Annotated in this window: 18 protein-coding genes and 3 pseudogenes; 10 read left to right on the top strand and 11 right to left on the bottom strand. The window is 59.4% G+C overall.

Going from position 1 to position 21058, the window contains the following annotated elements; translation table 11 throughout:
* The first annotated feature begins 26 nt into the window (after positions 1–26).
* Together E3O47_RS12195 and nrfD are read left to right on the top strand one after the other, a co-directional pair.
* The gene (locus E3O47_RS12195; RefSeq protein WP_134420663.1) at positions 27–890 is read left to right on the top strand and encodes a 4Fe-4S dicluster domain-containing protein; all 864 of its coding nucleotides are present in this window, start codon (positions 27–29) and stop codon (positions 888–890) included.
* The gene (gene nrfD, locus E3O47_RS12190) at positions 887–2833 is read left to right on the top strand and encodes an NrfD/PsrC family molybdoenzyme membrane anchor subunit (protein WP_134420661.1); all 1947 of its coding nucleotides are present in this window, start codon (positions 887–889) and stop codon (positions 2831–2833) included. The genes E3O47_RS12195 and nrfD overlap by 4 nt, the downstream gene beginning before the upstream one ends.
* Positions 2834–2909: 76 nt before the next feature.
* Here the strand turns inward: nrfD and tatA are convergent, their stop codons facing one another.
* Positions 2910–3125: a twin-arginine translocase TatA/TatE family subunit gene (gene tatA / locus E3O47_RS12185; RefSeq protein ID WP_104100451.1), complete on the bottom strand. Its 216-nt coding sequence runs from the start codon at positions 3123–3125 to the stop codon at positions 2910–2912.
* 820 nt (positions 3126–3945) lie between these two features.
* Positions 3946–4146 carry a hypothetical protein gene (locus E3O47_RS16620; protein ID WP_241976810.1) on the bottom strand — a complete coding sequence of 67 codons (201 nt, stop codon included), beginning with the start codon at positions 4144–4146 and terminating at the stop codon, positions 3946–3948.
* 91 nt (positions 4147–4237) lie between these two features.
* Between E3O47_RS16620 and E3O47_RS12175 the strand changes: the two genes are divergently transcribed.
* From E3O47_RS12175 to E3O47_RS12150, 6 genes and pseudogenes are all read left to right on the top strand, one after another.
* Positions 4238–5233 (top strand): glycosyl hydrolase, encoded by a 996-nt coding sequence (locus E3O47_RS12175; RefSeq protein ID WP_347232588.1) that lies wholly within the window; start codon positions 4238–4240, stop codon positions 5231–5233.
* 91 nt (positions 5234–5324) lie between these two features.
* Positions 5325–5459 (top strand): annotated as a pseudogene (locus E3O47_RS16615) (leucine zipper domain-containing protein); the annotation flags it as partial.
* 460 nt (positions 5460–5919) lie between these two features.
* Entirely contained in the window at positions 5920–6612 is a 693-nt protein-coding gene (locus E3O47_RS12165; RefSeq protein WP_134341913.1) for an N-acetylmannosamine-6-phosphate 2-epimerase, read from the top strand.
* A 45-nt stretch (positions 6613–6657) separates the two neighbouring features.
* Positions 6658–8220, top strand: a complete 1563-nt coding sequence (locus E3O47_RS12160; protein ID WP_241986198.1) for a PTS transporter subunit EIIC — start codon at positions 6658–6660, stop codon at positions 8218–8220.
* A 12-nt stretch (positions 8221–8232) separates the two neighbouring features.
* Positions 8233–8703: a PTS glucose transporter subunit IIA gene (locus E3O47_RS12155; RefSeq protein ID WP_104171233.1), complete on the top strand. Its 471-nt coding sequence runs from the start codon at positions 8233–8235 to the stop codon at positions 8701–8703.
* Positions 8704–9051: 348 nt separating this feature from the next.
* The gene (locus tag E3O47_RS12150; RefSeq protein ID WP_134420655.1) at positions 9052–9921 is read left to right on the top strand and encodes a PRD domain-containing protein; all 870 of its coding nucleotides are present in this window, start codon (positions 9052–9054) and stop codon (positions 9919–9921) included.
* Between the two features lie 271 nt (positions 9922–10192).
* On the opposite strand, the pseudogene E3O47_RS12145 reads toward E3O47_RS12150, so the two are convergent.
* The 8 genes and pseudogenes from E3O47_RS12145 to E3O47_RS12105 form a co-directional block, all read right to left on the bottom strand.
* Positions 10193–10321: pseudogene (locus E3O47_RS12145) on the bottom strand (ATP-binding protein); the annotation flags it as partial.
* A gap of 502 nt (positions 10322–10823) precedes the next feature.
* Entirely contained in the window at positions 10824–11831 is a 1008-nt protein-coding gene (locus tag E3O47_RS12135; protein ID WP_134420653.1) for a sugar phosphate isomerase/epimerase family protein, read from the bottom strand.
* Between the two features lie 28 nt (positions 11832–11859).
* Positions 11860–12999 carry a Gfo/Idh/MocA family oxidoreductase gene (locus E3O47_RS12130; RefSeq protein WP_134420651.1) on the bottom strand — a complete coding sequence of 380 codons (1140 nt, stop codon included), beginning with the start codon at positions 12997–12999 and terminating at the stop codon, positions 11860–11862.
* Positions 12999–13973 (bottom strand): ABC transporter permease, encoded by a 975-nt coding sequence (locus E3O47_RS12125; protein WP_104100456.1) that lies wholly within the window; start codon positions 13971–13973, stop codon positions 12999–13001. The genes E3O47_RS12130 and E3O47_RS12125 overlap by 1 nt, the downstream gene beginning before the upstream one ends.
* Complete coding sequence (locus E3O47_RS12120) at positions 13974–15482, bottom strand: sugar ABC transporter ATP-binding protein (RefSeq protein WP_198416294.1); 1509 nt, start codon at positions 15480–15482, stop codon at positions 13974–13976.
* A gap of 5 nt (positions 15483–15487) precedes the next feature.
* Complete coding sequence (locus E3O47_RS12115; protein WP_104100457.1) at positions 15488–16678, bottom strand: Gfo/Idh/MocA family oxidoreductase; 1191 nt, start codon at positions 16676–16678, stop codon at positions 15488–15490.
* A gap of 135 nt (positions 16679–16813) precedes the next feature.
* Entirely contained in the window at positions 16814–17971 is a 1158-nt protein-coding gene (locus tag E3O47_RS12110) for a substrate-binding domain-containing protein (RefSeq protein ID WP_104100458.1), read from the bottom strand.
* A 52-nt stretch (positions 17972–18023) separates the two neighbouring features.
* Positions 18024–18845, bottom strand: coding sequence for a sugar phosphate isomerase/epimerase (locus E3O47_RS12105; protein WP_134420649.1), 822 nt, complete (start codon positions 18843–18845; stop codon positions 18024–18026).
* A 198-nt stretch (positions 18846–19043) separates the two neighbouring features.
* On the opposite strand from E3O47_RS12105, the gene E3O47_RS12100 reads away from it, so the two are divergent.
* Positions 19044–20258 (top strand): ROK family protein, encoded by a 1215-nt coding sequence (locus E3O47_RS12100; protein WP_104100460.1) that lies wholly within the window; start codon positions 19044–19046, stop codon positions 20256–20258.
* A 154-nt stretch (positions 20259–20412) separates the two neighbouring features.
* Here E3O47_RS12100 and E3O47_RS16610 read toward each other — a convergent pair.
* Positions 20413–20554, bottom strand: a pseudogene (locus E3O47_RS16610) (IS481 family transposase); the annotation flags it as partial.
* Between the two features lie 9 nt (positions 20555–20563).
* Here E3O47_RS16610 and E3O47_RS12095 point away from each other — a divergent pair.
* Positions 20564–20869 (top strand): hypothetical protein, encoded by a 306-nt coding sequence (locus E3O47_RS12095; protein WP_134416678.1) that lies wholly within the window; start codon positions 20564–20566, stop codon positions 20867–20869.
* The last annotated feature ends 189 nt before the right edge of the window (positions 20870–21058 follow it).

The raw sequence follows: 21058 nt of genomic DNA, 5'->3' as shown, positions 1-21058 counted from the left end.
ACCAAGCAGTTTGGCAGGACATTCGAATGTCTAATAAAGCAGACGAGCCAGTCGAGACAGGCGACAACCGGGTGAGAAAGACCGGTGCCGGCGTGGCAGGTAAGGGGCACACTCTCAGCCGTCGCAACCTCCTCGCCACCCTCGGGATCGCGGCAGCCGGCGGAAGTGCCATAGCCCTCGGGTTCCTCAACGACGACGCGGAGGCGACAACCGGGCAGGGAGGAACGAATGGAAAGAAGGGGAAAGGACCGGAGCACGCGTGGTGCATGGTCATCGACCTCCGAAGCTGCGACGGCTGCAAAGCGTGCACAATCGCCTGTCAACAGCGGCACAAGCTACCGGAGGAGCAGACCTGGATAAAGGTGTATTCGATGGAGGACAGTACAGGGGGCACCTATCCGATGCCACGGCCGTGCATGATGTGTGAGAACCCGCCGTGCCTGTCGGTCTGCCCGGTGAGCGCCACCTTCCGCACTGACGAAGGGCTCGTCCTCGTCGACCCGAACACCTGCGTCGGCTCCCGGGCCTGCATGGCGGCCTGCCCCTACGAGGCGCGCTACTTCAACTGGAACGAACCAAAACCAGTCACCATGATGCCGTTCCCTCCGACGCCGCAAATGCCGGTGCCCCAACAGAAGGGAACAGTCGGCAAGTGCGTTCTATGCGCAGACCGACTGCCGTACGGTGAACTACCCGCGTGCGTGACCGGCTGCCCAATGGGTGTCATGTATGTCGGTGACCTGATCACCGACGTCGCCGTGAATGGCCTCGGTGACGTCAAGGTACTCTCCGAATTTCTCAAAGAGAACGACGCCGTGCGATTCAAGGAGGAACTCGGGACCAACCCGCGGGTTTACTACATTCGCGGCCACGGACAGGACCTCTCGTGAGCAACCCGGTCCGGGACGCAGCGCTTCGCCCATTCGGGACCCCCAGCCGCCGCTACTGGTACGCGATCACCGCCCTCGGCATTGTGGTCCTGGCCGGTGTCGTCGCCTGGATCGTACAGCTTGTGTTTGGGATGGGTGTCGCCGGCTACAACGATCAGGCGTTCTGGGGCATCTACATCGCCGACGTGATCACATTCATTGGGGTCAGTTACGGCGGAGCGGTGGTTTCCGCGATCCTGCGCCTCACCGGCGCCGACTGGCGTGCACCGCTCACCCGGCTTGCCGAGGGCACCGCAGTAGTGACTGTGCTTGTGGGCACGGCACTCATCATCCCGCACCTGGGACGCCCGGAGCGAGTCTGGGAGCTGTTGACCCAACCAAACTTCGCGGCCCCAGTGTTCTGGGACTTTATCGCCGTGATGACCTATACCGCCGCATCCCTGGTGTTCTTCCTGTTGCCACTCGTGCCGGACATGGCCATCCTGCATGGTGAGGGCCCGCACCGGCTCGGCCGGTTCAGAGCCGGCTTGTACAGAGTCCTATCTCGCGGCTGGGTGGGTAACCCTGTACAACGGAAGGTGCTGAACCGGTCACTTGGACTGGTGTCGATCATGATCATTCCCTTGGCGGTGTCGGTGCATTCCGTGCTGTCATGGGCCTTCACACTAACCAACCGCCCCTGGTGGAATGAAAGCATCTGGGCGCCGTACTTCGTCGTCGCAGCACTCTACTCGGGCGTAGCGCTGGTCATTCTTGTCGTCGCGTCATTCCGTCGTGGCTACCACCTGGAGGCGTTTATCACCCCAAGACACTTCGTCCGTCTCGGGATGCTGCTGGTCACTTTCTCCGCGACCTACCTCTATATGACCTTTGCGGATCTCCTGCCTGGCGCGTACATCGGTGAACCAGACACCCTCGCAGTGTTTCACGAGCTCCTGCTCGGCCGCCTGGCCGTCTGGTTTTGGCTATTCGTTATCGTCGGGGGCGTACTGCCGATCGTGATCATGGCGTTGCCCTGGACCAGGAATGTGTGGGGCATCGTCACAGCGGCGGCCCTCGTCGTTCCGGCAATGTGGCTGAAACGGATGCTCATGGTCGTTGCTCCGGCCACATTCGACAACATGACCGGAACCTTCGGCGACTTTCGAATCACATGGGTCGGAGTGGCCATGACCCTCGCCGCAGCGGCCGCCGTTCCGCTGCTGCTCATGCTGCTCTTCCGGGTGGTGCCCCTGTTGTCCATCGACGAGATCGAGGAGATCGACGCCGCGAATGGGACTATCCGGAAAGCAGAATCCGGGCAAAAGGTCGATGGTAACGGGCGGATGGCCCGATCCGTGGGTATCGTCGTCCTGCTCGTGGGGCTGATGGGTGGGGCGGCAGTCGGGGCTGCGGCTCCCGCTCAGGCGGACACGACGTCAGACACGGCATCCATAGCCCTGACCGGGGTGGAAGCGACCGGCCTAGTGCGGCTCACCGCGACCCTCACCGATCCGGACGGTCGACCCATGTCCCAGGGGGATGTCGAATTCCTCACGACGACGAGCGCACTGGGGGAACGGCTCCTTCCCCTGGGCACAATCGCCACCGATACCACGGGCGTCGCCGTCCTGACCCTGGGCGGAGACTCTGACCACCTCTACCGGCCGTCAGAGGCCGGGCCGCAGGAATTCTTCGCCCACTACACACCGTCTATGGGCGAGCAACCGATCACAGACTCGGTAACCGTGAATGTCACGGTGGGCCAGTCGGCATACCATCCGGCCGAACCCAAACCCTTTGTCACGATGGGAAAGGTCACGGTCATAGCGATCTTCACCATCGTCGCCGCCATCTGGTTGACGTTGACCGTGCAGATTGTAAAGGTCCGACGGGTCTGTACCGACGCCCAGCTCAACCAGGACACGCAGGGCAGCGAGGGCGGGAAGGTCACCTCCGGCTGACCCCGGACCAGCTACGAAAAAAGGAACGTCCACGACAATATCGCGGGCGTTCCTTGTATGCCCTTTGGCACCCGTCTCAGAGACGGGGGGCAGGCTCCGGTGACTCGGGTGTAGCGGCCACCGGGGCATCGAGGCCTGATTCGGCGGGGGTCGTACTCTGCATTTCGCTCTTCAAAATCTTTGTCGACTGCCCAAGGCTGCGAGCAAGGGCGGGAAGTTTGGACGAGCCGAAGAGAAGCACGACGATTGCAAGGATGATCAGGGAATGCCATCCGGTTAGGTTGCTGAACATGCGGGTCCGATCTGTAATTCGGTAGGGGTGTCGATACCGCCCCCATCCAGGGGGAGGTGGACAACGTCAATCCGAAATCTCCGCGGCCGCTCAATCGCGACGCTAAACGTCGCTGAACGCCTCCGAACTAGCGATGACCTACTAGGTAATTTAGCACTCTGCGTTGCGGACCCGGAGTGGGGACGACGACGAGATCGATATTCGGGCGAGCAATGAGGTCGTTGTTGCCGCCGAAAGCATTCGAAACTATTAATTCTTCAGCGAGCTGGTCGGCGCTTTCCTGGCCCCGGCTCAAGACGGGGACAAGTCGAGCTGATTCAGTCTTCTCAGCGGGAATGTGGCCTCCTTGGTCCAGCCGCCGGCCCCGATGATACCGACTGTGACGGTGTAAGTACCGCCGACAATGCGCAACGCCGCGGCGTTCTCATCCCAGTGGGTACAGCTCCGCGGTTCGAGGGCGAGTTGAACGGCCTCGCTCTCGCCCGCGTGGAGGTGCACTCGGGTGAAAGGGGCGATTTGTCGCAGGTGACCAGGCTCTGCTCCTTGGTGTCCCGCAGGAGTGAGATGTTCCCGGGCGAGCCGGATCCGCCAGCAGGCACGGCGCGACTCTCCTCGCACGCCACCACCTCCTGGGTACCCCAACGTGCTGGCCTGAAGTACATGCGGACCGACGTTTTTTTATTTGCGGCCAGCAGACCCCGCGGATTCCGCGGGCCCCCTTGATGCCCTACTCTGACGACACAAGAGATTTTCACTGCGGCATTGTGCCGTGGTATCCGAGTGAATCTCCCCACCCGGGAGCTTCCATGCGCGCACACCGTCACATCCGATCCGCGGTCGCGGTTTCGGTCGTGTTACTTACCATCCTGGCCGGATCCACCGGCATGGCTGCCGCCCCCAGCGCGTCGGCCGCGTCGAGTGCCACCACTCTCTCATTGAGCCCGAACACCGGCCCGGCCGGCTCCACACTCACCGCCAGCGGACGCGGATTTCCGCGAAACACCGCGGGCACGGTGACCATGGGAACTACCCGTCTTGCGGTTCAAACCTGGGCGAACGGAACCTTCAGCGCCGATCTGACGGTTCCCAACACCACAACCAGCATCCTGCCGGTGACGGCAACAGTAGGCACCGTGACGGCCAGCGCGTCCTTCACCGTCAGCTTCGCCCCCGTCTCCACCGCGGTGGACCCGGCAGCCACCACCACCCTCACCCAGCAGGCCATTACAACGAGCGCCCCGATCAGCGCGTCCCGTCTACGTTTCGGGGTGGCCACCCCGGGCGGCGCCCTGGCGAATTCCGAACTGGACGCGGTCGCCACTCTCGTAAACGAGAGCCCCTCGATCGTGATGTCGTACAAAGACTTCAACCAGGCCTTGTCGATCGCCGAACTCGACTCCGTGCGGGCGCGCGGAGCCACGAGCCTAATCACCTGGGAACCCTGGGTTTGGGGCGGCGGGCTAAGCCAGCCGGCCTACTCTTCTACTCGCGTCACTGACGGCACCTACGACACCTACCTCACCCAGTGGGGCCAGGCCCTGGCCGCCTGGGGGCAGCCGGTGATGCTGCGCTACGGCCATGAGATGAACGGCAACTGGTATCCCTGGGCGGATAGCGTTAACGGCAACGCCCCGGGCGACTACGCTGCGGCCTGGCGCCACGTGCACGACGTCGTCGCCGCAGCCGGAGCCACCAACGTGTCCTGGGTCTGGAGCCCGAACATCCCGTACACCGGTTCGACCCCGCTGGCCGGACTTTACCCCGGCGCCGCGTACGTCGACGTCGTTGCGCTGGACGGGTACAACTGGGGTACGTCGGCGGCCTGGAGCACCTGGCAGGCACCAGCGGCCCTCTTCGACACTGGGCTCGCCCAACTGCGCGCACTGGCGCCCGGGAAGCAGATCATTATCGCCGAAACCTCGTCCGCCGAGGCCGGCGGGTCGAAGTCGAAGTGGAACACCGCCTTGGTGGCCTACCTGGCGAAGCAACCCGACGTCACCGGTTTCGTCTGGTTCCACTTCCTCAAGGAGACCGACTGGCGCATCAACAGCTCGACAACCTCCACAAGCTCCCTCACCAAGGCGCTGGCGGCGCGCTCGGTGAATTGAGCCGCCAGGTTGGTGACAGCCGACCGCTGAAATAGGAAGAACCCCTGGTTCTGACGAAGATGTCAAAGTCGCCACGAACAAGGAAGTGCTCTTGTCCCACGCTAATGACCGATTGAACCATCACGGGAGGGCTGTGCTCGTTCAGCGCGTCATCGGTAAAGGCCAGCCAGTGACTCATGTTGCGAAGGAACTCGGCATCTCGCGGCAGTACTCCCACCGGTGGATTACACCGATACCGCACCAAAGGCGACGCTGGCCCGGCCGCCAAGTTGTCCGGGACGTAGTTATGAGAATCGGCGCGCCGCAAAATTCCGGCGAACGCGGAGGGATCCAAGACATGGGCGTGAGACGTCTCGTATCCCTAGGGTTACAAGGCAACTTCGCGGATCGCACTCGGGCGGGGTAAGAACTTGCCACAGCGTGACGAGACGTGCGATCGGCGCCTCGGTCAAGCCCCGGCATGGACCTGCGCTTAAGGTGACCCGATAGCATCGACCTTTTGTCACAATTCGCTCGGGTCTTTAGATACTGTCCAACCGAAATCGGCGTGGCAGATGTATGCTTTAGATCAACGCGAATTTTCGCGTATGTCATCGGGATTGTTACTTTCGGCAAAACCTGAGACGTAACTTCATGTGCGGTTATGCGCATGGGCAAATACGTCTTCTAGGGTCCGAGGAATATCCATGACTAATCCCCGTCTTATAGACCGCCTCCGTGGCGGTCTCATTGTGTCCTGCCAAGCGCTTCCAGGCGAACCCCTGTTCGCTGCCGGAGGCGGCGTGATGCCGCTCTTCGCGATGGCCGCTGAGCAGGGAGGGGCAGTCGGGATCCGGTGCAACTCCGCGCGTGACGTCCTCGAAATCAAGGCGGCTGTTGGGCTTCCTGTGATCGGTCTCATAAAGCACCAGTACCTGCCGTACGAGCCATATATCACCGCCACGATGACTCAGGTGCAAGCTCTTGTGGCCGTGGGCGCAGATATCGTGGCAGTGGATTGCACTCTCCGTGAGCGTGTGGACAAACTCAGCCCGGCTGGCTTCATTGCTCAGATCCGGGCCGCATTCCCGAATCTTGTCCTTATGGCAGATGTCGCCACCCTCAAGGAAGGCTTGGCCGCGGCCGAGTCTGGTGTCGATTTCGTGGGGACCACGCTAAGCGGGTATACGCCCCAATCCCAAGGGGCCCCCGGTCCGAACTTTTCGCTGGTCGAACAGTTGGTGGCCAGGACTGCCGTGCCAGTCATCGCTGAGGGCCGGATCCGCACTCCGCTGCAGGCCCGCCAGATGATCGATCTGGGTGCCTTCTGCGTGGTGGTCGGCGGTGCAATTACCCGGCCACTGGAAATTACCACGGACTTCGTAACGGCTCTCGCGTAAGCGATCGCCCTTCCCTTCACCCACGACGGAGTCGTCGTGCCCGAAATGAAAGAAGCAACAGTGTTTAAGCAACTTCAGAAGGTCGGAAAAGCATTTATGCTACCGATCGCCATCCTTCCAGCCGCCGGCCTCCTGCTCGGCATCGGCGGCGCCCTGTCTAACCCGAATACTGTCAAGGCATACCCGGGATTGGACAACGCGATCCTGCAGGGAATCTTCGGCGTTATGTCCGCCGCCGGGGCGACGGTCTTCACTAATCTTGCTCTTCTGCTGTCTATTGGGCTCTGCATCGGCTTGGCGAAGCGCGACAAGGGCACCGCGGCCTTGGCCGGCATCGTGGGCTACCTGGTGATGACCGCCACCATCAAGGCGATGCTGGACATCTTCAAGCCTGGCGCCGAGCCTGTAGACACAGGCGTAGTCGGCGCTCTGGTCATCGGCGCAACGGCCGTATGGCTGCACAACCGCTACCGCAATATCGAATTGCCGGCCGTCCTTGGTTTCTTCGGTGGATCCCGTTTCGTGCCGATCGTGACTGCGTTCGCAGCGATCTTCGTGGGAATCCTTTTCTTCCTCGCATGGCCACCCATCCAGCAGGTAATGGTCAGCGCCGGCACGGCGATCGCGGGCCTTGGGCCGATAGGAACGTTCTTCTACGGGTTCTTGTTGCGTCTCAGCGGAGCTGTTGGCTTGCATCACATGATCTACCCCATGTTCTGGTTCACGTCCCTGGGTGGAACCGAGATCGTCAACGGAGTGTCGGTTGACGGCGCACAGAAGATATTCTTCGCCCAGCTGGCCGATCCCAATCACGTCGGAATGTTCACCGAAGGCACCCGCTACTTCGCCGGCCGTTTCGCGACCATGATGTTCGGCCTTCCGGGAGCCTGCCTGGCAATGTGGCACTGCATCCCCAAGGGCCGTCGCGCCAAGTACACGGGCCTCTTTCTCTCCGTGGCTCTGACCTCATTCATCACGGGCATCACTGAGCCCATCGAGTTCATGTTCTTGTTCGTCGCACCGGCGCTGTACGTGTTCCATGCCGTGCTCGACGGTGCATCCTTCTTCATCGCTGACATCCTGAACATCAGTATTGGAAACACTTTCTCCGGCGGAGTGATCGACTTCATGCTCTTTGGCGTGCTGCAGGGCAACGAACGGACCAACTGGTTGCTCGTGTTACCTATTGGCGTGGTCTGGTTCGCCCTGTACTACTTCTCCTTCCGCTTCGCGATCAAACGGTTCCGAATCGGCACTCCCGGACACTTGGAGGACACTATCGCCAGGGATGCAGAACCGGCTGCCCCGGAAGGCGCCGCCCTCGTCCCGGCTATGGTCGGCGACCTCACCGGCCAAAGCGCAGTTCAAACGGAAGCCGCAAAGGTCTTGGAAGCACTTGGCGGTGCCGCCAACCTTGAAGAGGTCGACGCCTGCATTACACGCTTACGCGTATCCGTGAAGGACCCCGCCAAGGTTGACAAGACCGCGTTGCGCAGGCTCGGCGCCACGGATGTCTTTGAAGTCCAGGGCGGCGTTCAGGCGGTCTACGGCGGCAAAGCCATCTTGTACAAGAACGCTATCAATGAGAGCCTCGGCCTCGACGACTGAAGGAGCACAACGATGCAGAACCCATTCAAGAAAAGGGGCGAGTCCGTCTACAGTCCGGTCGCAGGGCGAATCGTTTCTCTGGACGAAGTCCCGGACCCTGTCTTCGCACGGCGCTCCGTCGGTGACGGTTTCGCCATCGAGCCGACCAACGGATCGTTCCGCAGCCCGGTGGATGGCGAACTTGTCCTGATGGCGGAGACACGGCATGCTTTCGCTGTCCGCACCGACGCCGGGGCGGAGGTCCTGGTCCATATCGGAATCGACACCGTCACTCTCAAAGGAGAAGGGCTAATCGGACATCGGAAGGTTGGCGAGCGGGTTGCTCGCGGGGACGTCATCATCAGTTGCGACCTCGACGACATCAAGATGAAGGTGCCCTCGATGGTCACCCCCGTCATTTTGATGAACGGTGCCAAATTTGCCATGAGCTCGCCAGACCTTGAGGCCAATGGCGAGTCCGTGATCACGGTCCGGCGGAAGTAAAAAGGTAATCATGGAAGGAAACGCCCGCGAATCGCCCGCAGATGAGGGTTGCCTTGCGGCGCCCATGATTGCCAGGTCGGCCGGCGAACGCGATCCAGAAACGGTCTTAGGTCTGTCGACCGGTTTTTCTCCCCCAACTGCAAACGTGAATCTGCGCCGACGTGAAAAGCCGCGTTTTTGGGCAAACGGGCCCATCACGGCCCTATGCCAGGATTCGGTGCCTCAATTGCATCTGTCCATTCATGAAGTCCTGAGTCCAGCGAAGACTGCGGGACAGAAACGAAACGAGCACGACGAGGAGACTCGCCACCACAAACGAGACTGCCAACATTTTCAGGAGCGCACCCGATGGAAGTGAAGCCATCCACGCAAGCGAGCATCAAACGGGTTTACAACAACAATGTGGTTCTCGCCATAGAGTCCGACACGATGGAGGTCGTATTACTGGGCAAAGGTATCGGATTTCAGCGCCGTCCAGGAGAGACCATCGACACCTCCTTGGCCAATCAGCGCTTCGTAGCTGACGGGGCCTACCGCGCAGCCCAGGTCGCCGGGCTGCTGAGTGAGGCACCCCTGGACCAAATCGCCTTGGCCCAGACAATCACTGAACTGGGTCATGCAACACTCGGCCTCGAACCGCGACAATCTCTGATGATCCCGGTCCTGGACCACCTCACCTTCGCAGTGCGTCGGGCTATAGAAGGAATTCGCATCGATTTCCCGCTCCGTTGGGAGGTGGCCCAGCTCTACCCGTCCGAAGCAGCCTTGGGGCGTCAGGTGGTGACCTTGGTGTCCGAACGACTTGGGGTCCGACTGCAGGACGATGAGTGGGTGGCCTTCGCCCTGCACTTCGTCAATCAGCAGTGGACGAAGGGTGACTTTTCAAGGACCGTCGTCATGACCGAGACTATTGGCCGAGTATTTCTTCGCCTGGCGGAGCGGTGGGGTCAGCCCATCGACGAGAACGCGAGCAGTGCCGCTAGATTTGTGACGCATCTGCGCTACGTGTTCGCCCGAGCCGCCGCCGACGAACAGCTTCACAGCTCCCATCAGGATTTGCTTGCAGCGGTACGGCAGCTTTACCCGGAAGCCGTGGAGGCCGCAATCGACATCGCCCAATTGATTGGCGATGCGATTCACCGAGTAGTCTCCATCGATGAAATCTCATACCTCGCCCTCCACACGGGACGCCTATACGCCGAAATGAAGGAGCCATAAATAACTTTGCGTGATTTCCGACGCCGCAGGCTTTTGGCTGTAGCGCAGCCAAAAATCCTGGTCGTGCGCCAAAAGGAATGAAAAGAGGCGGATGAGCATGAAGCCCTCATATGACCAGTGACGCCCGAAGACCGACACGTGACGCGGGTCAGGCGCTCTTGAGTATTTGAGGCGGTGAGCACCACCTAATCGTGCGGTTGAGCACCACCGATCGTGCGGGAGCGCGCCAATGGTGGTGTGGTTGGGAACCACTGACGGCCTCCGTCATCGATTAGGCGGTGGCCAGTGCGGTGTGCTCCCTCATGTTGTAGGTGCCGGTCTCGACCCAGATGGTGTTGTGGATGATCCGGTCCATGATTGCGTCCGCGTGAACACCGGACCCGAGGCGCTGGTGCCAGTCCCAAATCTCCAAGACGGTACTTTCGCAGTGCTCTAACTTCGTGGTGCACCGGATCCAGAACCCGGAAGACCTCCAGCACGTCCGACGAATGACTCCTTTCATATCCGAAGCGGTGCTCAGCCGCCTGCCGTCTCTGCCAAAACAGCACGCACTGATCTTCGGTAATTCAGTGAGCGTGCCCACGACATTCAAAGTTCGCAACGCTAGCCTTACACCGAGAAGCGACGATGCAATGATCCGACACGTCTGGTTCGTGGAGGACGCATCGGTTGCCGCACTCTGAATGAGTGGGGGAGTGCCGCTCGGCCGGACTGGTGGGTTTCGGCCGGGCTGATGTAACCGGTCTTATCGGGGACCCCATGAGCCGGGGCTGAGTCCTCAGATCAACAAGTCAGTGGACAGCTGTTTACGCCAGCAACGCGTTGGCAGGAAACCGGGAACGGTTCAACCCGGCATGTGATTGATGTCATAGCTCTCAGCGACTTTGTGCGGGACTGCCCCATCAGTCCTGGTTGCTGAACACCGCGTCAAACGAAGTCGACGCTGGCGTCCAGAGTAGTGCCCGAATGAAAGCGAGCGCTTCCGGGGCACCGCGAAGTCGGTCCATACCGGAGTCCTCCCATTCGATGGAGATGGGACCGGTATAGCCGATCGTGTTCAGGGCGCGGAAACTGGCTTCCCAATCCACGCTGCCGTGACCCGCCGAGACGAAGTCCCATGAGCGTTTCGGGTCGCCCCACGGTAAATGCGATGAAAGCCGCCCGCGACGGCCGTCCTTCGGCAGCAAAGTGGTGTCCTTGCAATCCACGTGATAAATCCGATCGGCAAAGTTATGTATGAACGCCGCAGGGTCGATGTCCTGCCACATCAAATGTGAAGGGTCCCAGTTCAGGCCAAACGCCGGACGGTGTCCGATGGCTTCAAGCGTCTTCTCCGTCGTATACCAGTCGTAGGCAATTTCGCTTGGGTGAACTTCAAGGGCAAACCGCACACCATTGTCATCAAAGACATCCATAATCGGATTCCATCGGTCCGCGAAATCTTCATAACCCGCCTCGATGACATGCTCCGGTACCGGCGGGAACATGGCAACGTACGGCCATATTTTTGAGCCCGTAAATCCCACCACGGTGTCGACGCCAAGCCTGCGAGCGGCGATGCCGGTGAGTTTGAGCTCCTGGGCGGCGCGCTGGCGAACGCCCTCGGCTTGACCGTCTCCCCATACTCGCGAACCAACGATGGCCTGATGGCGAAAATCGATGGGATCATCGCAGACGGCCTGGCCCTTGAGATGGTTCGAAATTGCAAAGAGTTTGAGGTTGTGGCGCTTGAGAATATCGAGGCGTTCCTGAAGGTAGGCATCATCTTCTGCGGCACGCCATACGTCGAGGTGTTCGCCTGAACAGGCGATTTCCAGGCCGTCGTAGCCCCACTCGGCTGCATACTTCGCGACCTGCTCAAGCGGCAGGTCGGCCCACTGACCGGTGAAAAGGGTGACGGGTCGAGACATGTGTTCCTCCTTCGTGGTCAGTATGAATCTACTGAGTTAGGGCTGCGTCGAGGACGCTGAGGCTGTTGTTCGTCACAGCAGTAGTTCCATCAGTAGGACCCACGACGTCGATCCATCGGCCGGACTGTGCGGAAGTCAACACTGCATCTGTGATGATCGCAGCCCGTAAACCGTCGACAAACGTGGGAAGGCCATCGACATTCTGGTCCTGAAATGAAGCATAGGCATCCGCTGTAAAAGCGTTGAAAGCATCTTGATATCCCTTCGGATGCCCGGCAGGAAGATGTGCAAGACGCTGGGACGACAGGGCGGACAGCTCTGCGGAGCCAGAGTAGATTGTGCTTTCACTACTCTGGTTCGAAGCCGTGAACTTTCCCGGGTGCTCCTGGTTCCATCGGTATGATTCCAGTTCTCCATCAAAGGAAAAGTGGAGCCGGTTCTTGCGCCCATGGGTAATCTGACTGGCGATGAGCGTGCCGGATGCGCCGCGATCTGTCTCAAACAAGATGGATGCGGCATCTTCGGTCGACCCGCGTTCAGGATGTGATCGCGAGAGCGCTGAGACGAGTCTGGTGATGCGGTGCCCTGTCACGAACTCCATCAGGTCGCACCAATGAACGCCGATGTCAGCAAAGGCACGCGATGAGCCGCCGACCTTCTCATCGACCCGCCAGTTTGTGGTTGTGGGCAGTGCGAGCCAATCCTGGAGATACGAGCCGTGGAGCAGGTGCATCTCTCCGGCCGAACCGTGTGAGATGCGCGACCGAATTTCACGAACCGCAGGGTAATAACGGTAGATGAACGGAACGGCAGTCGGTGTTCCAGAGATCCTTGCGCGGCTCACCAGGTCTTCCGCGTCTGACACCCGCGTCGCCAACGGTTTCTCGCACACGACAGGTTTTCCGGCTAGAAGAGCCAGCCCTGCCTGCTCAGAATGAAACGCATTCGGTGTGCAGACATGAATGACATCCACCGCATCGGACTCGATCAAGGCGCGGGCGTTTGGAGCGATACCGTGGATACCCAACCGAGCCGCAGCGCGAGCGGAGCTGTCGGGCGAAGAGCTCGCGATCAGTACAACCTCGGAGCCGGCTGCCCGGATTGCCCGGGCATGTACTTCTGCCATGAAACCACCGCCGAGGATACCGGCTCGGAGTCGGGGCTGCATCAGCTTGAGGCCTTTTTGCTCGACAGGGCGACGGCGACAATGATGATGGCGCCACGAACGACCTGCTGCTGACTCACTTCAAGGCCGGCGAGGATCAAACCGTTGTTGACCAGGCCGATGAAAAGCGCACCGAAGAGTGATCCAATGATTGCACCGCGGCCGCCGAAGAGGGACGTTCCCCCAAGAATCACAGCAGCGATGACTGAGAGTTCATCACCGGTTCCCCACTGGAAGCGTCCAGACTGAAGTCGACCCGCGTAGAGCATGCCTGCGATGGCGGCCACGAGCCCGGAGAGGAGTAAAACGTAGAATTTGATCCGGGCGGTGTTGACTCCAGTAAACATGGCTGCCTGAGTATTCCCACCCGTAGCCCGAACTTGGCGGCCGAATTTCGTCTTGTTCATGACGACCGCGCCAATGGCCACAACGACCACGGCCCAAATCAGAAGGGACGGAATCGCGCCGACATTACCGCCACCGAAGATCTGGATGAACGTGGCATCGGCGATCGGCACCGGTGCAGAAGCCGTGATCCAGCGAGCCACGCCCACAATGAGACCGAGCATTCCCAAGGTCACGAGAAAAGACGGGACCTTGAGCCATGCCACGAGTCCGCCGTTGACAGCACCGACAACGAGTCCGACCAGGAGGCCGGCGAGAATGCCCGGTACCAGTCCATAGGAAGACACGGCCAGGGCAGAAACCACGGAGGACAGACCCGCGACAGACCCGATACTGAGGTCGATTTCGGCGGTGGCGATCACGAATGTCATGGCCACGGCCATGATCGAAATGGTGGCCGTCTGGCGCGCAATGTTCAGGAGGTTGTTGGCACTCGTGAAACCGCTGTCGCCCAGGAGTATGGCGAAGAGGATAAACACCACTACAAAACCGACGTAAATAATGTTCTGACGCCAGTCAAAGCGCTGAACAATTCGAAAACTGCGGGTCATTTGCGTAGTCAGCGTAGACATTTATGCTCCTTGCACAGCGAGTTGAAGGAATTCTTCAGATGGGATCTCGGCCCGCGAAAGATCGCGAACCACTTCGCCATCTCGGAGAACGAGGATGCGGTCGCTCACCGATAGCAGTTCCGGAAGTTCGGACGAAATGATGATGACGGCCTTGCCGTCGTCGGCAATCTGGCGAACCATGGCCAAGATCTCCTTCTTGGTACCGATGTCTACGCCAGCCGTGGGCTCATCCATCATGAGGATGTCTGGATCAGTGCCGAGCCATTTTCCGATCACGACCTTCTGCTGGTTTCCACCTGAGAGCCTCGAGACATCCATTGTTTGGTCGGCGACCTTGATGGAAAACTTGCCAATGATCTCTTGTGCTCGTATGGCTATCTTGGAGGAACGCAGGAGCGGACCACTCTTGAGTTCGTCGAGAAGAGGAAGGGTGATGTTTTCCTGCACGGAGTGCTCGAGCACCAGACCCTGAGCTCGGCGATCTTCGGGGATGAGTGCGAGCCCGAGGGAGATCGCGTGCCCTGGATTGCGAATGGATACGGTCTGTCCGTTGATCGTGATGGTTCCAGCGGAGGCCCGATCGATTCCGAACAACGTGTTCACGAGTTCCGTGCGACCGCTGCCCATGAGACCTGCCAGACCGAGAATTTCTCCGCGGTGCAAGTCGAAAGTGACATTTGACAGACGTTTGCCGGAAGCCAAACCGGTCACGGTCATCACGGCATCCGTGCTGATCTTCGCGCTGCGGTCTTCGTAGGCCATGATTCCGGACATTTCTCGTCCAACAATGGCCGCGACAATCTGCGCCGGAGAGACATCGGAGAGTTTTGCGGTCAGAGCTTTCTTGCCGTCACGAAGCACGGTGATGCGATCGGCAACCCGGTAAACCTCATCCATGCGGTGTGAAATGTAAATGATGGAGATTCCACGGGCCTGGAGTCGCTCGATGAGTTCGAAGAGCGCATTCGTCTCGTGCTTGGCCAGCGATGCCGTGGGCTCATCCATGATGAGCACACGGGCGTTCTGGGCCAAAGCTTTGGCGATTTCGGTGAGCTGCCAGAGCGCCGTGGGCAGATTCTCGAGCAGGCTCGTGACGTCGACGCTGACACCCATGTCCACGAAAATGGCATGCGCTTTCTCACGGGCGAGTGAATCATTGATGAGACCGAATTTGCCCATGGGTTCAGCCGTCAGGAAGACGTTCTCCCAGACGGTGAGGGTGGGGATGAGGCTGAACTCCTGAAAAACCATACCGATGCCTGCAGCCCGCGCAGCGAAGGTGTCGGTCAAGGAGACTGTCTCACCCGCAACCCTCACCTCGCCGCTGTCACGCTGATACACGCCCTGCAGTATCTTCATGAGAGTCGACTTGCCCGCACCATTTTCACCAGCGAGAGCGTGCACTTCACCAGTGACCAGTTCAAAATCGACCTCGCGAAGAACAGGAACTCCGCTGAAGGCCTTGGTGATGCCGGACATCTCAACTGCGAGCACAGGAGTCGTGGACATCTGGTTTATTCGACCCTTCCGGTCTCGCGGTTGAGCTGAGGAACCTTAACCCACTGCCCGGACGCTGCCGAGCTGAGAATGGCGTGATCGACCAAAGCAACCTGGTAGCCATCGCCGAAGTCGGGGCGAACAGGGTCACCACCTGCAATAGCGGTGAAGAGGTCATGGGCTTCGATGATCTTCGTTTCGCCATAACCGATACCCAACGCAGGGATGGGCCACAGATTGGCGCCATTGGGGTGGTTGGGGCCGGTGTATACCGTGCGGAATCCGCGACGATCGTTTTCATCGCTCTTGAAACAGACCTGAAGTTCGTCCCTGTTCTCGTAGTTGAAGACGATGGACCCCTCCGAACCATGGATTTCGAGGGTGATGAAGTTGTTGCGACCCCAGGCATTACGCGTTGCTTCTACGGAACCGATGGCTCCGCTGGCGAACTTCACAAGCGACAAGACCTCGTCTTCTACATCAACGGATCCCATTGGTCCGCCATCGGTTTTGGAATTCCCGAGCGAGTCGGCACCAGCCTGCTGCAAGGGGCGTTCCGTGATGATGTTGGCCGTCAGACTGCTCACTTCGGTGATCTCACCTGCGAGGTAACGAGCCATGTCAAGCACGTGGGTCAGGATGTCGCCCACAGCGCCTGAACCGGCAATTGACTTCTTGAAGCGCCACGACAGGGGAGAGTTTGGGTCGGCCGACCAGTCCTGTAAGTACGTCGCACGAAGGTTCAGGATGCGCCCAATGGCGCCTTCGTCAATATATCGTTTCGCCAGAGCGACAGCGGGGGTTCGGCGGTAGTTGAAGGCCACCATGTGGACGCGATCGCTTCCGCGCGAGGCTTCGTACATTCTCTCTGATTCTTCCACTGTGCGGGCCAGTGGCTTCTCGCAGATGACGTGCTTACCGGCTTCGAGAGCGGCGATGGCGATCTCCGCGTGAAGATTATTAGGGGTTGCGATGTCAACGAGGTCAATCTCCGGGTCATCGATGATGGAGCGCCAGTCACTTGTGGACTTCTGAAAACCGAAGCGCGCCGCAGCGTCTGAAGCCAGGTCATCCGTGGCCTCCGCGATGCTGTGTTTGACCGGCATGATGTCGGTGGGCCAGTAAAACATGGGGACAGCCGAATAAGCCAGCGAGTGGGCCTTGCCCATGAATCCGCCGCCGATGAGGCCAACATTGATTCTCTTCATTGTGAATTCCTTGTCGTTTTAGGCGAAAGCTTTGGAAAGGCTGCAACCTAGCTGTTTCGGGCAAAGCGTGAAGTCCGTGGGGCCGGCAGCAAAAGATGAAATGTCTGCTGCCGGTCCCACAGTTGGAAGTGCGTTTTATTTCGTGTAAGCGCTTGAGATCGAATCAGGTGCTTCGACCTGGTAAACCGTCTTCCACGATTCGAGGACGTTCTCGTGCGTCACCGGGAGGGCGCCGAGGGCAACGAAGTTCGGAATGTCTGCCTTGCCGATGAGTGCCGCTGCGCCAAGACGAGCCTCCGCTACACCCTGGTCATAGGGGCGCTGAGCGCCCAGGCCTACGATGAGCTCGTCCTTGGCCAGAGCAATAGCAACGTTGGTTCCGAGGTCTTCGGTTGCAATCTTCAGGTCCGGGCGACCGGACTCACGGGCAGCGGCCATGATGCCTTCGGCAGGAACGTCCCAAACTCCCCAGATTCCGGCGAGGTTCGGGTACTTGGTCAGCAAGGCGGTGGTGGCTGCCTGCGCGTCGCCAGCGAAGTCGGGGCCGCCGATACCCTTCTCTTCAACAATGGTGATGCCGGGGTACAAGGCAATCGTTTCTTTGAAACCCTCGTAGCGCTGTGCTGTCACGAAGAACTCCGCGTCGTGGAAGACGAGACCGATCTCGCCTTGGCCGCCGAGAGCTTTGGCCAAAAGGTGAGCTGATACGACACCGTTGCCTTTATTGTCGGCGGAGACAACCGAAACGTAATCCTTGCCGCCGACAAAACCAGCAGGAACGTTGTCCATGAAGACGAGCTTCACGCCGGCGTCGCGAGCCTGTGCGTACGCGGAAGCGGTTGCCACCGGGTCGGTGGGAATAGACACGATCAGGTCGGGTTTCAACGCGAGTACGGTCTCCAGGTCAGAGACCTGCTGCTCGGGTTTGAAGTTGGCGTCTGTCACTGCAACGACTTCCATGCCCAGGCGAGTGAATTCTGACTCGAGCCCTTCCACCTGTGCAGTGGACCAGTCGTTTCCGGCGTAGTGCATAACAATCGCGACCTTGAAGTTTCCGGTCTTGACCTTGGCAACTTCGTCATCGGTCAGCGTCGTTGCATCGAAACCCGCGGGTTTTTCGCCGTTCGGACCAACACTCAACACCTGTCCCGACAATTCGGACAGTGCCGCGTCTACCTGCGCCGACACATCAGCGTTTTCACTGCTCGCGGTTCCGGTGGCTGCCGTTGAGCATGCTCCAAGACCAAGCATCAACGCTGTGCCGAGGGCAAGCGCTGCAATTGATTTCTTCATTGAAATAGCTTTCTTTTTGTGGGAGAGGGGGGATTAGTCTCGAAGCGTGTTGCTAGTGGGCAAGAACGTCATCGAGGTACCGCTTACTGATGACGGCGGCGTCGGTGGGGTCGCCATCGTATGAATCCAGTTCGACCATGAGCCAGCTGTCGTAGCCAGCTGATCGAACTGCTGCAATCACGCCAGGAATATCGATGTCTCCCTGTCCAAGGGGAAGAAAATCACCGGTGGCGTATTTGTAGTCCTTGAGGTGTACGTGGGCCAGACGGTCGGCGTATTTTTCGATCAGTTCAACCGGATTTCCGCCACCAGCAGTCAGGTGGGCGGTATCGGGACAGAACTTGATTGTGGACAGACCCATCAGCCGTTCGAGGGCGTCCGGCCCCTCAACGATGGTTCCGAGGTGAGGATGGTAGGTGCAGTCCAGACCAAAGGAGGCGGCGATCTCCACAACCTGGTCAAGGGCACGACCCAGCTTGGCCATATCGTCTGGCTGCTCGCCTCGAGCGCGCTTGGCGCCACCGCCCACAACCAGCCTGGTGGCGCCGAACTCCGAGGCGAGCTTGGCCGACTGGGAGATTTTGTGAAGCTCATCTTCGAGGATGTCGTCATAAATGAAGTTGGCGCCGGTGTAGACGGCAACGAGCTCAAGCTTGGCCTTCTTGAAAGCATCAATCAGCACGTCTGGCCGATCGGCATATTCGGCGAGATCTCCGTCGAACACCTCTGTCCCCTGATAACCAACGGATGAGATGTCCGAGATCGCTTCGAGGGTATCGCCGTTCGCACGATAAAAGAGGTCTTTCACAGCCGTGACGCCGGAGGGATGCCCGACGACCCCGCCCCATGTAATGGTCGAGTAGCCAATCTTCATCGATGTGCCTTTCATAAGTAAAGCTCCACTGCCCTGTGGCATTGATCTCATGGTGATTCTGTGTGTGGATCGATAATGACAGTGAACAATGGTCTTCTGTCGAAAATCAACATTACGTTACCTACCTGTTATCAACTACTGTCGATAACAACCAGATCAGGGGCAGATCGTTGCGTCCGGCGCCAGTAAAATTCGGGGATGGCTGAGATTCAAATCAAATTCAACGGCTTCAGTGCCGCAGCCCTTTTTCAGCTCCTACGAGATGGGCAGCCACGAACAAAGGCCGAATTGGTGACAATGACGGGCTTGGCTCGATCGACCATCCAGCTCCGCATCGACACTTTGCTTGATCTGGGCCTCATTGCACCTGTCAATGATGCCGTTTCTACCGGTGGTCGACCCTCAGCCCAAGTAGCCCTCAACCCCAAAGCCCGTGTGATTGCGGCCGTGGACTTTGGGGCAACGCAAGCGAGCCTGGCTCTGACAGATCTGGCAGGCGAGATCCTCGGCCGAACATCGTCAAAAATCATCATTGCGGATGGTCCTGAAACATGCCTCGGCTGGATGGTTAGGACAATTCGCTCAGAACTCGCATCTCTCCGCCTCAAAGAAGCGGATCTGATCGCCATCGGAATCGGCCTCCCCGGCCCCGTCGAGCACTCTACCGGGCGCCCTTCGAACCCACCGATCATGCCAGGGTGGGATGACTTCGATGTACCTGGCTTCGTCAACCACCATCTCACAGCGACCGTCCTTGTCGATAACGACGTGAATATCATGGCGCTCGGAGAGCAGAAGTTCGCCTGGCCCGACATGGAGAACATCATCTTTCTGAAGGCGTCCACGGGGATCGGCTCCGGAATTATCAGCAGCGGCGTACTCCAACGGGGCGCCGAAGGTATCGCAGGAGATATCGGGCACGTGCAAATCGCCCGCGGTCAGAACGTGCCCTGTCGCTGCGGCAACAGCGGTTGTTTGGAGGCTATGGCCGCTGGACCAGCGTTGGCTCAGCGACTAGCCCTCGCCGGAGTCGAATACAACGGCAAGTCCATCGCTGTTCTCAGCGACGTGGTGGCCGCCACAAAGGCTGGCGAATTGGCCGCCATTCAGGCAGTTCGACAGGCGGGCCGCGATATCGGCGAAGTCCTCACCACCTGCGTCAGCGTCCTGAATCCCTCCATCATCTCGATCGGGGGTTCCCTCGCCTTCGCCGGCGACCATCTTCTTGCCGGCGTTCGCGAAGTTGTCTATTCGCGCACGATGCCGCTGGCCACGGAACATCTCATCGTGGCACAATCTCGAGCCGGTGCCGACGCCGGCATTATCGGAGCCAGCGTCATGGCAATCGACTTCGCCCTCTCGTCCGCGAGCATTGACGCGATGGCGGCCGCGCTGGAGTCTGCAAACAAATAGCGGGCACTTCGGCAGGCAGTTTTTACCAGGAGTGGTCACTGCAAGAAGATCACCGGCGCACTGCCGATGAATTGCACAACCTGGTAGGACGTGACCATGGAAATCCACTTGCAGATGCACGACGCATGGATCTGGATCGTTCTTGGCCATCGACCTAGATGTACCGCCCAGAGACGTTAGTTAAGCGGCTGATGGACGGGTATTTTCCGATGGCGGTGTGGGGCTTTGTGGTGATCGTATTCGTGGATCCATGCTGGCAGTGCGTTTCGACGGGCTGATTCTGAGGCGTAGAAGCGCAGGACGTCTTGGACGAGAAGGGTCCAACCGTGGCAGCATTTCTCCGAGCCATCGATCGGGCCGAGCAACTCATTGTGAGCGATTCAGCCGAGGTGGAAAGACTCCTTGCCCTATACGAAGAGGCCATGGACCCCGCCACCCTGGAAGCCCTGATCCCGATCATTCAGGCGCACGTCTCAGCCAGCTCACAACCCACCGAATCCGGTTTCGAGAAGTCCGTCGACTTCCACCTCCAAACAGGGTTGGTGGACGATGCTCCCGCATTCTCCGACATCATTCCAGCCGACTGGATCGAAACGGCGCTGAAGGGTTGAACCCTTACGAGTGGGAGGCGAAGACCGCCAACGGTGATCTTCGGCTCCCATAATTTTGCTCTGATGCCGACTGATCTAGATGTTGTTCCCACACAGGTTGTGAGCGTGGCGTGAGCTAAAAAGGTGAGGACCTCCGGTATCGATTGGGTTACCACACTCAACACGATGCAACGGAGGCCCTCATCTCTT

Origin of the sequence: Cryobacterium sp. TMT2-17-1, from assembly GCF_004402765.1 — a bacterium.
GTDB lineage: Bacteria > Actinomycetota > Actinomycetes > Actinomycetales > Microbacteriaceae > Cryobacterium > Cryobacterium sandaracinum.
Note: the sequence above shows the minus strand (reverse complement) of the source record. Positions and strands in the feature narration are given on the sequence as shown.

Bases quoted from the DNA above. Each gene is read 5' to 3' on its own strand.
- E3O47_RS12195 (WP_134420663.1), top strand. From the start codon at position 27: ATGTCTAATAAAGCAGACGAGCCAGTCGAGACAGGCGACAACCGGGTG.
- tatA (WP_104100451.1), bottom strand. From the start codon at position 3,125: ATGTTCAGCAACCTAACCGGATGGCATTCCCTGATCATCCTTGCAATC.
- E3O47_RS16620 (WP_241976810.1), bottom strand. From the start codon at position 4,146: ATGGTCACCGTGCCCGCGGTGTTTCGCGGAAATCCGCGTCCGCTGGCG.
- E3O47_RS12165 (WP_134341913.1), top strand. From the start codon at position 5,920: ATGACTAATCCCCGTCTTATAGACCGCCTCCGTGGCGGTCTCATTGTG.
- E3O47_RS12160 (WP_241986198.1), top strand. From the start codon at position 6,658: ATGAAAGAAGCAACAGTGTTTAAGCAACTTCAGAAGGTCGGAAAAGCA.
- E3O47_RS12155 (WP_104171233.1), top strand. From the start codon at position 8,233: ATGCAGAACCCATTCAAGAAAAGGGGCGAGTCCGTCTACAGTCCGGTC.
- E3O47_RS12150 (WP_134420655.1), top strand. From the start codon at position 9,052: ATGGAAGTGAAGCCATCCACGCAAGCGAGCATCAAACGGGTTTACAAC.
- E3O47_RS12135 (WP_134420653.1), bottom strand. From the start codon at position 11,831: ATGTCTCGACCCGTCACCCTTTTCACCGGTCAGTGGGCCGACCTGCCG.
- E3O47_RS12130 (WP_134420651.1), bottom strand. From the start codon at position 12,999: ATGCAGCCCCGACTCCGAGCCGGTATCCTCGGCGGTGGTTTCATGGCA.
- E3O47_RS12125 (WP_104100456.1), bottom strand. From the start codon at position 13,973: ATGTCTACGCTGACTACGCAAATGACCCGCAGTTTTCGAATTGTTCAG.
- E3O47_RS12120 (WP_198416294.1), bottom strand. From the start codon at position 15,482: ATGTCCACGACTCCTGTGCTCGCAGTTGAGATGTCCGGCATCACCAAG.
- E3O47_RS12115 (WP_104100457.1), bottom strand. From the start codon at position 16,678: ATGAAGAGAATCAATGTTGGCCTCATCGGCGGCGGATTCATGGGCAAG.
- E3O47_RS12110 (WP_104100458.1), bottom strand. From the start codon at position 17,971: ATGAAGAAATCAATTGCAGCGCTTGCCCTCGGCACAGCGTTGATGCTT.
- E3O47_RS12105 (WP_134420649.1), bottom strand. From the start codon at position 18,845: ATGAAGATTGGCTACTCGACCATTACATGGGGCGGGGTCGTCGGGCAT.
- E3O47_RS12100 (WP_104100460.1), top strand. From the start codon at position 19,044: ATGGCTGAGATTCAAATCAAATTCAACGGCTTCAGTGCCGCAGCCCTT.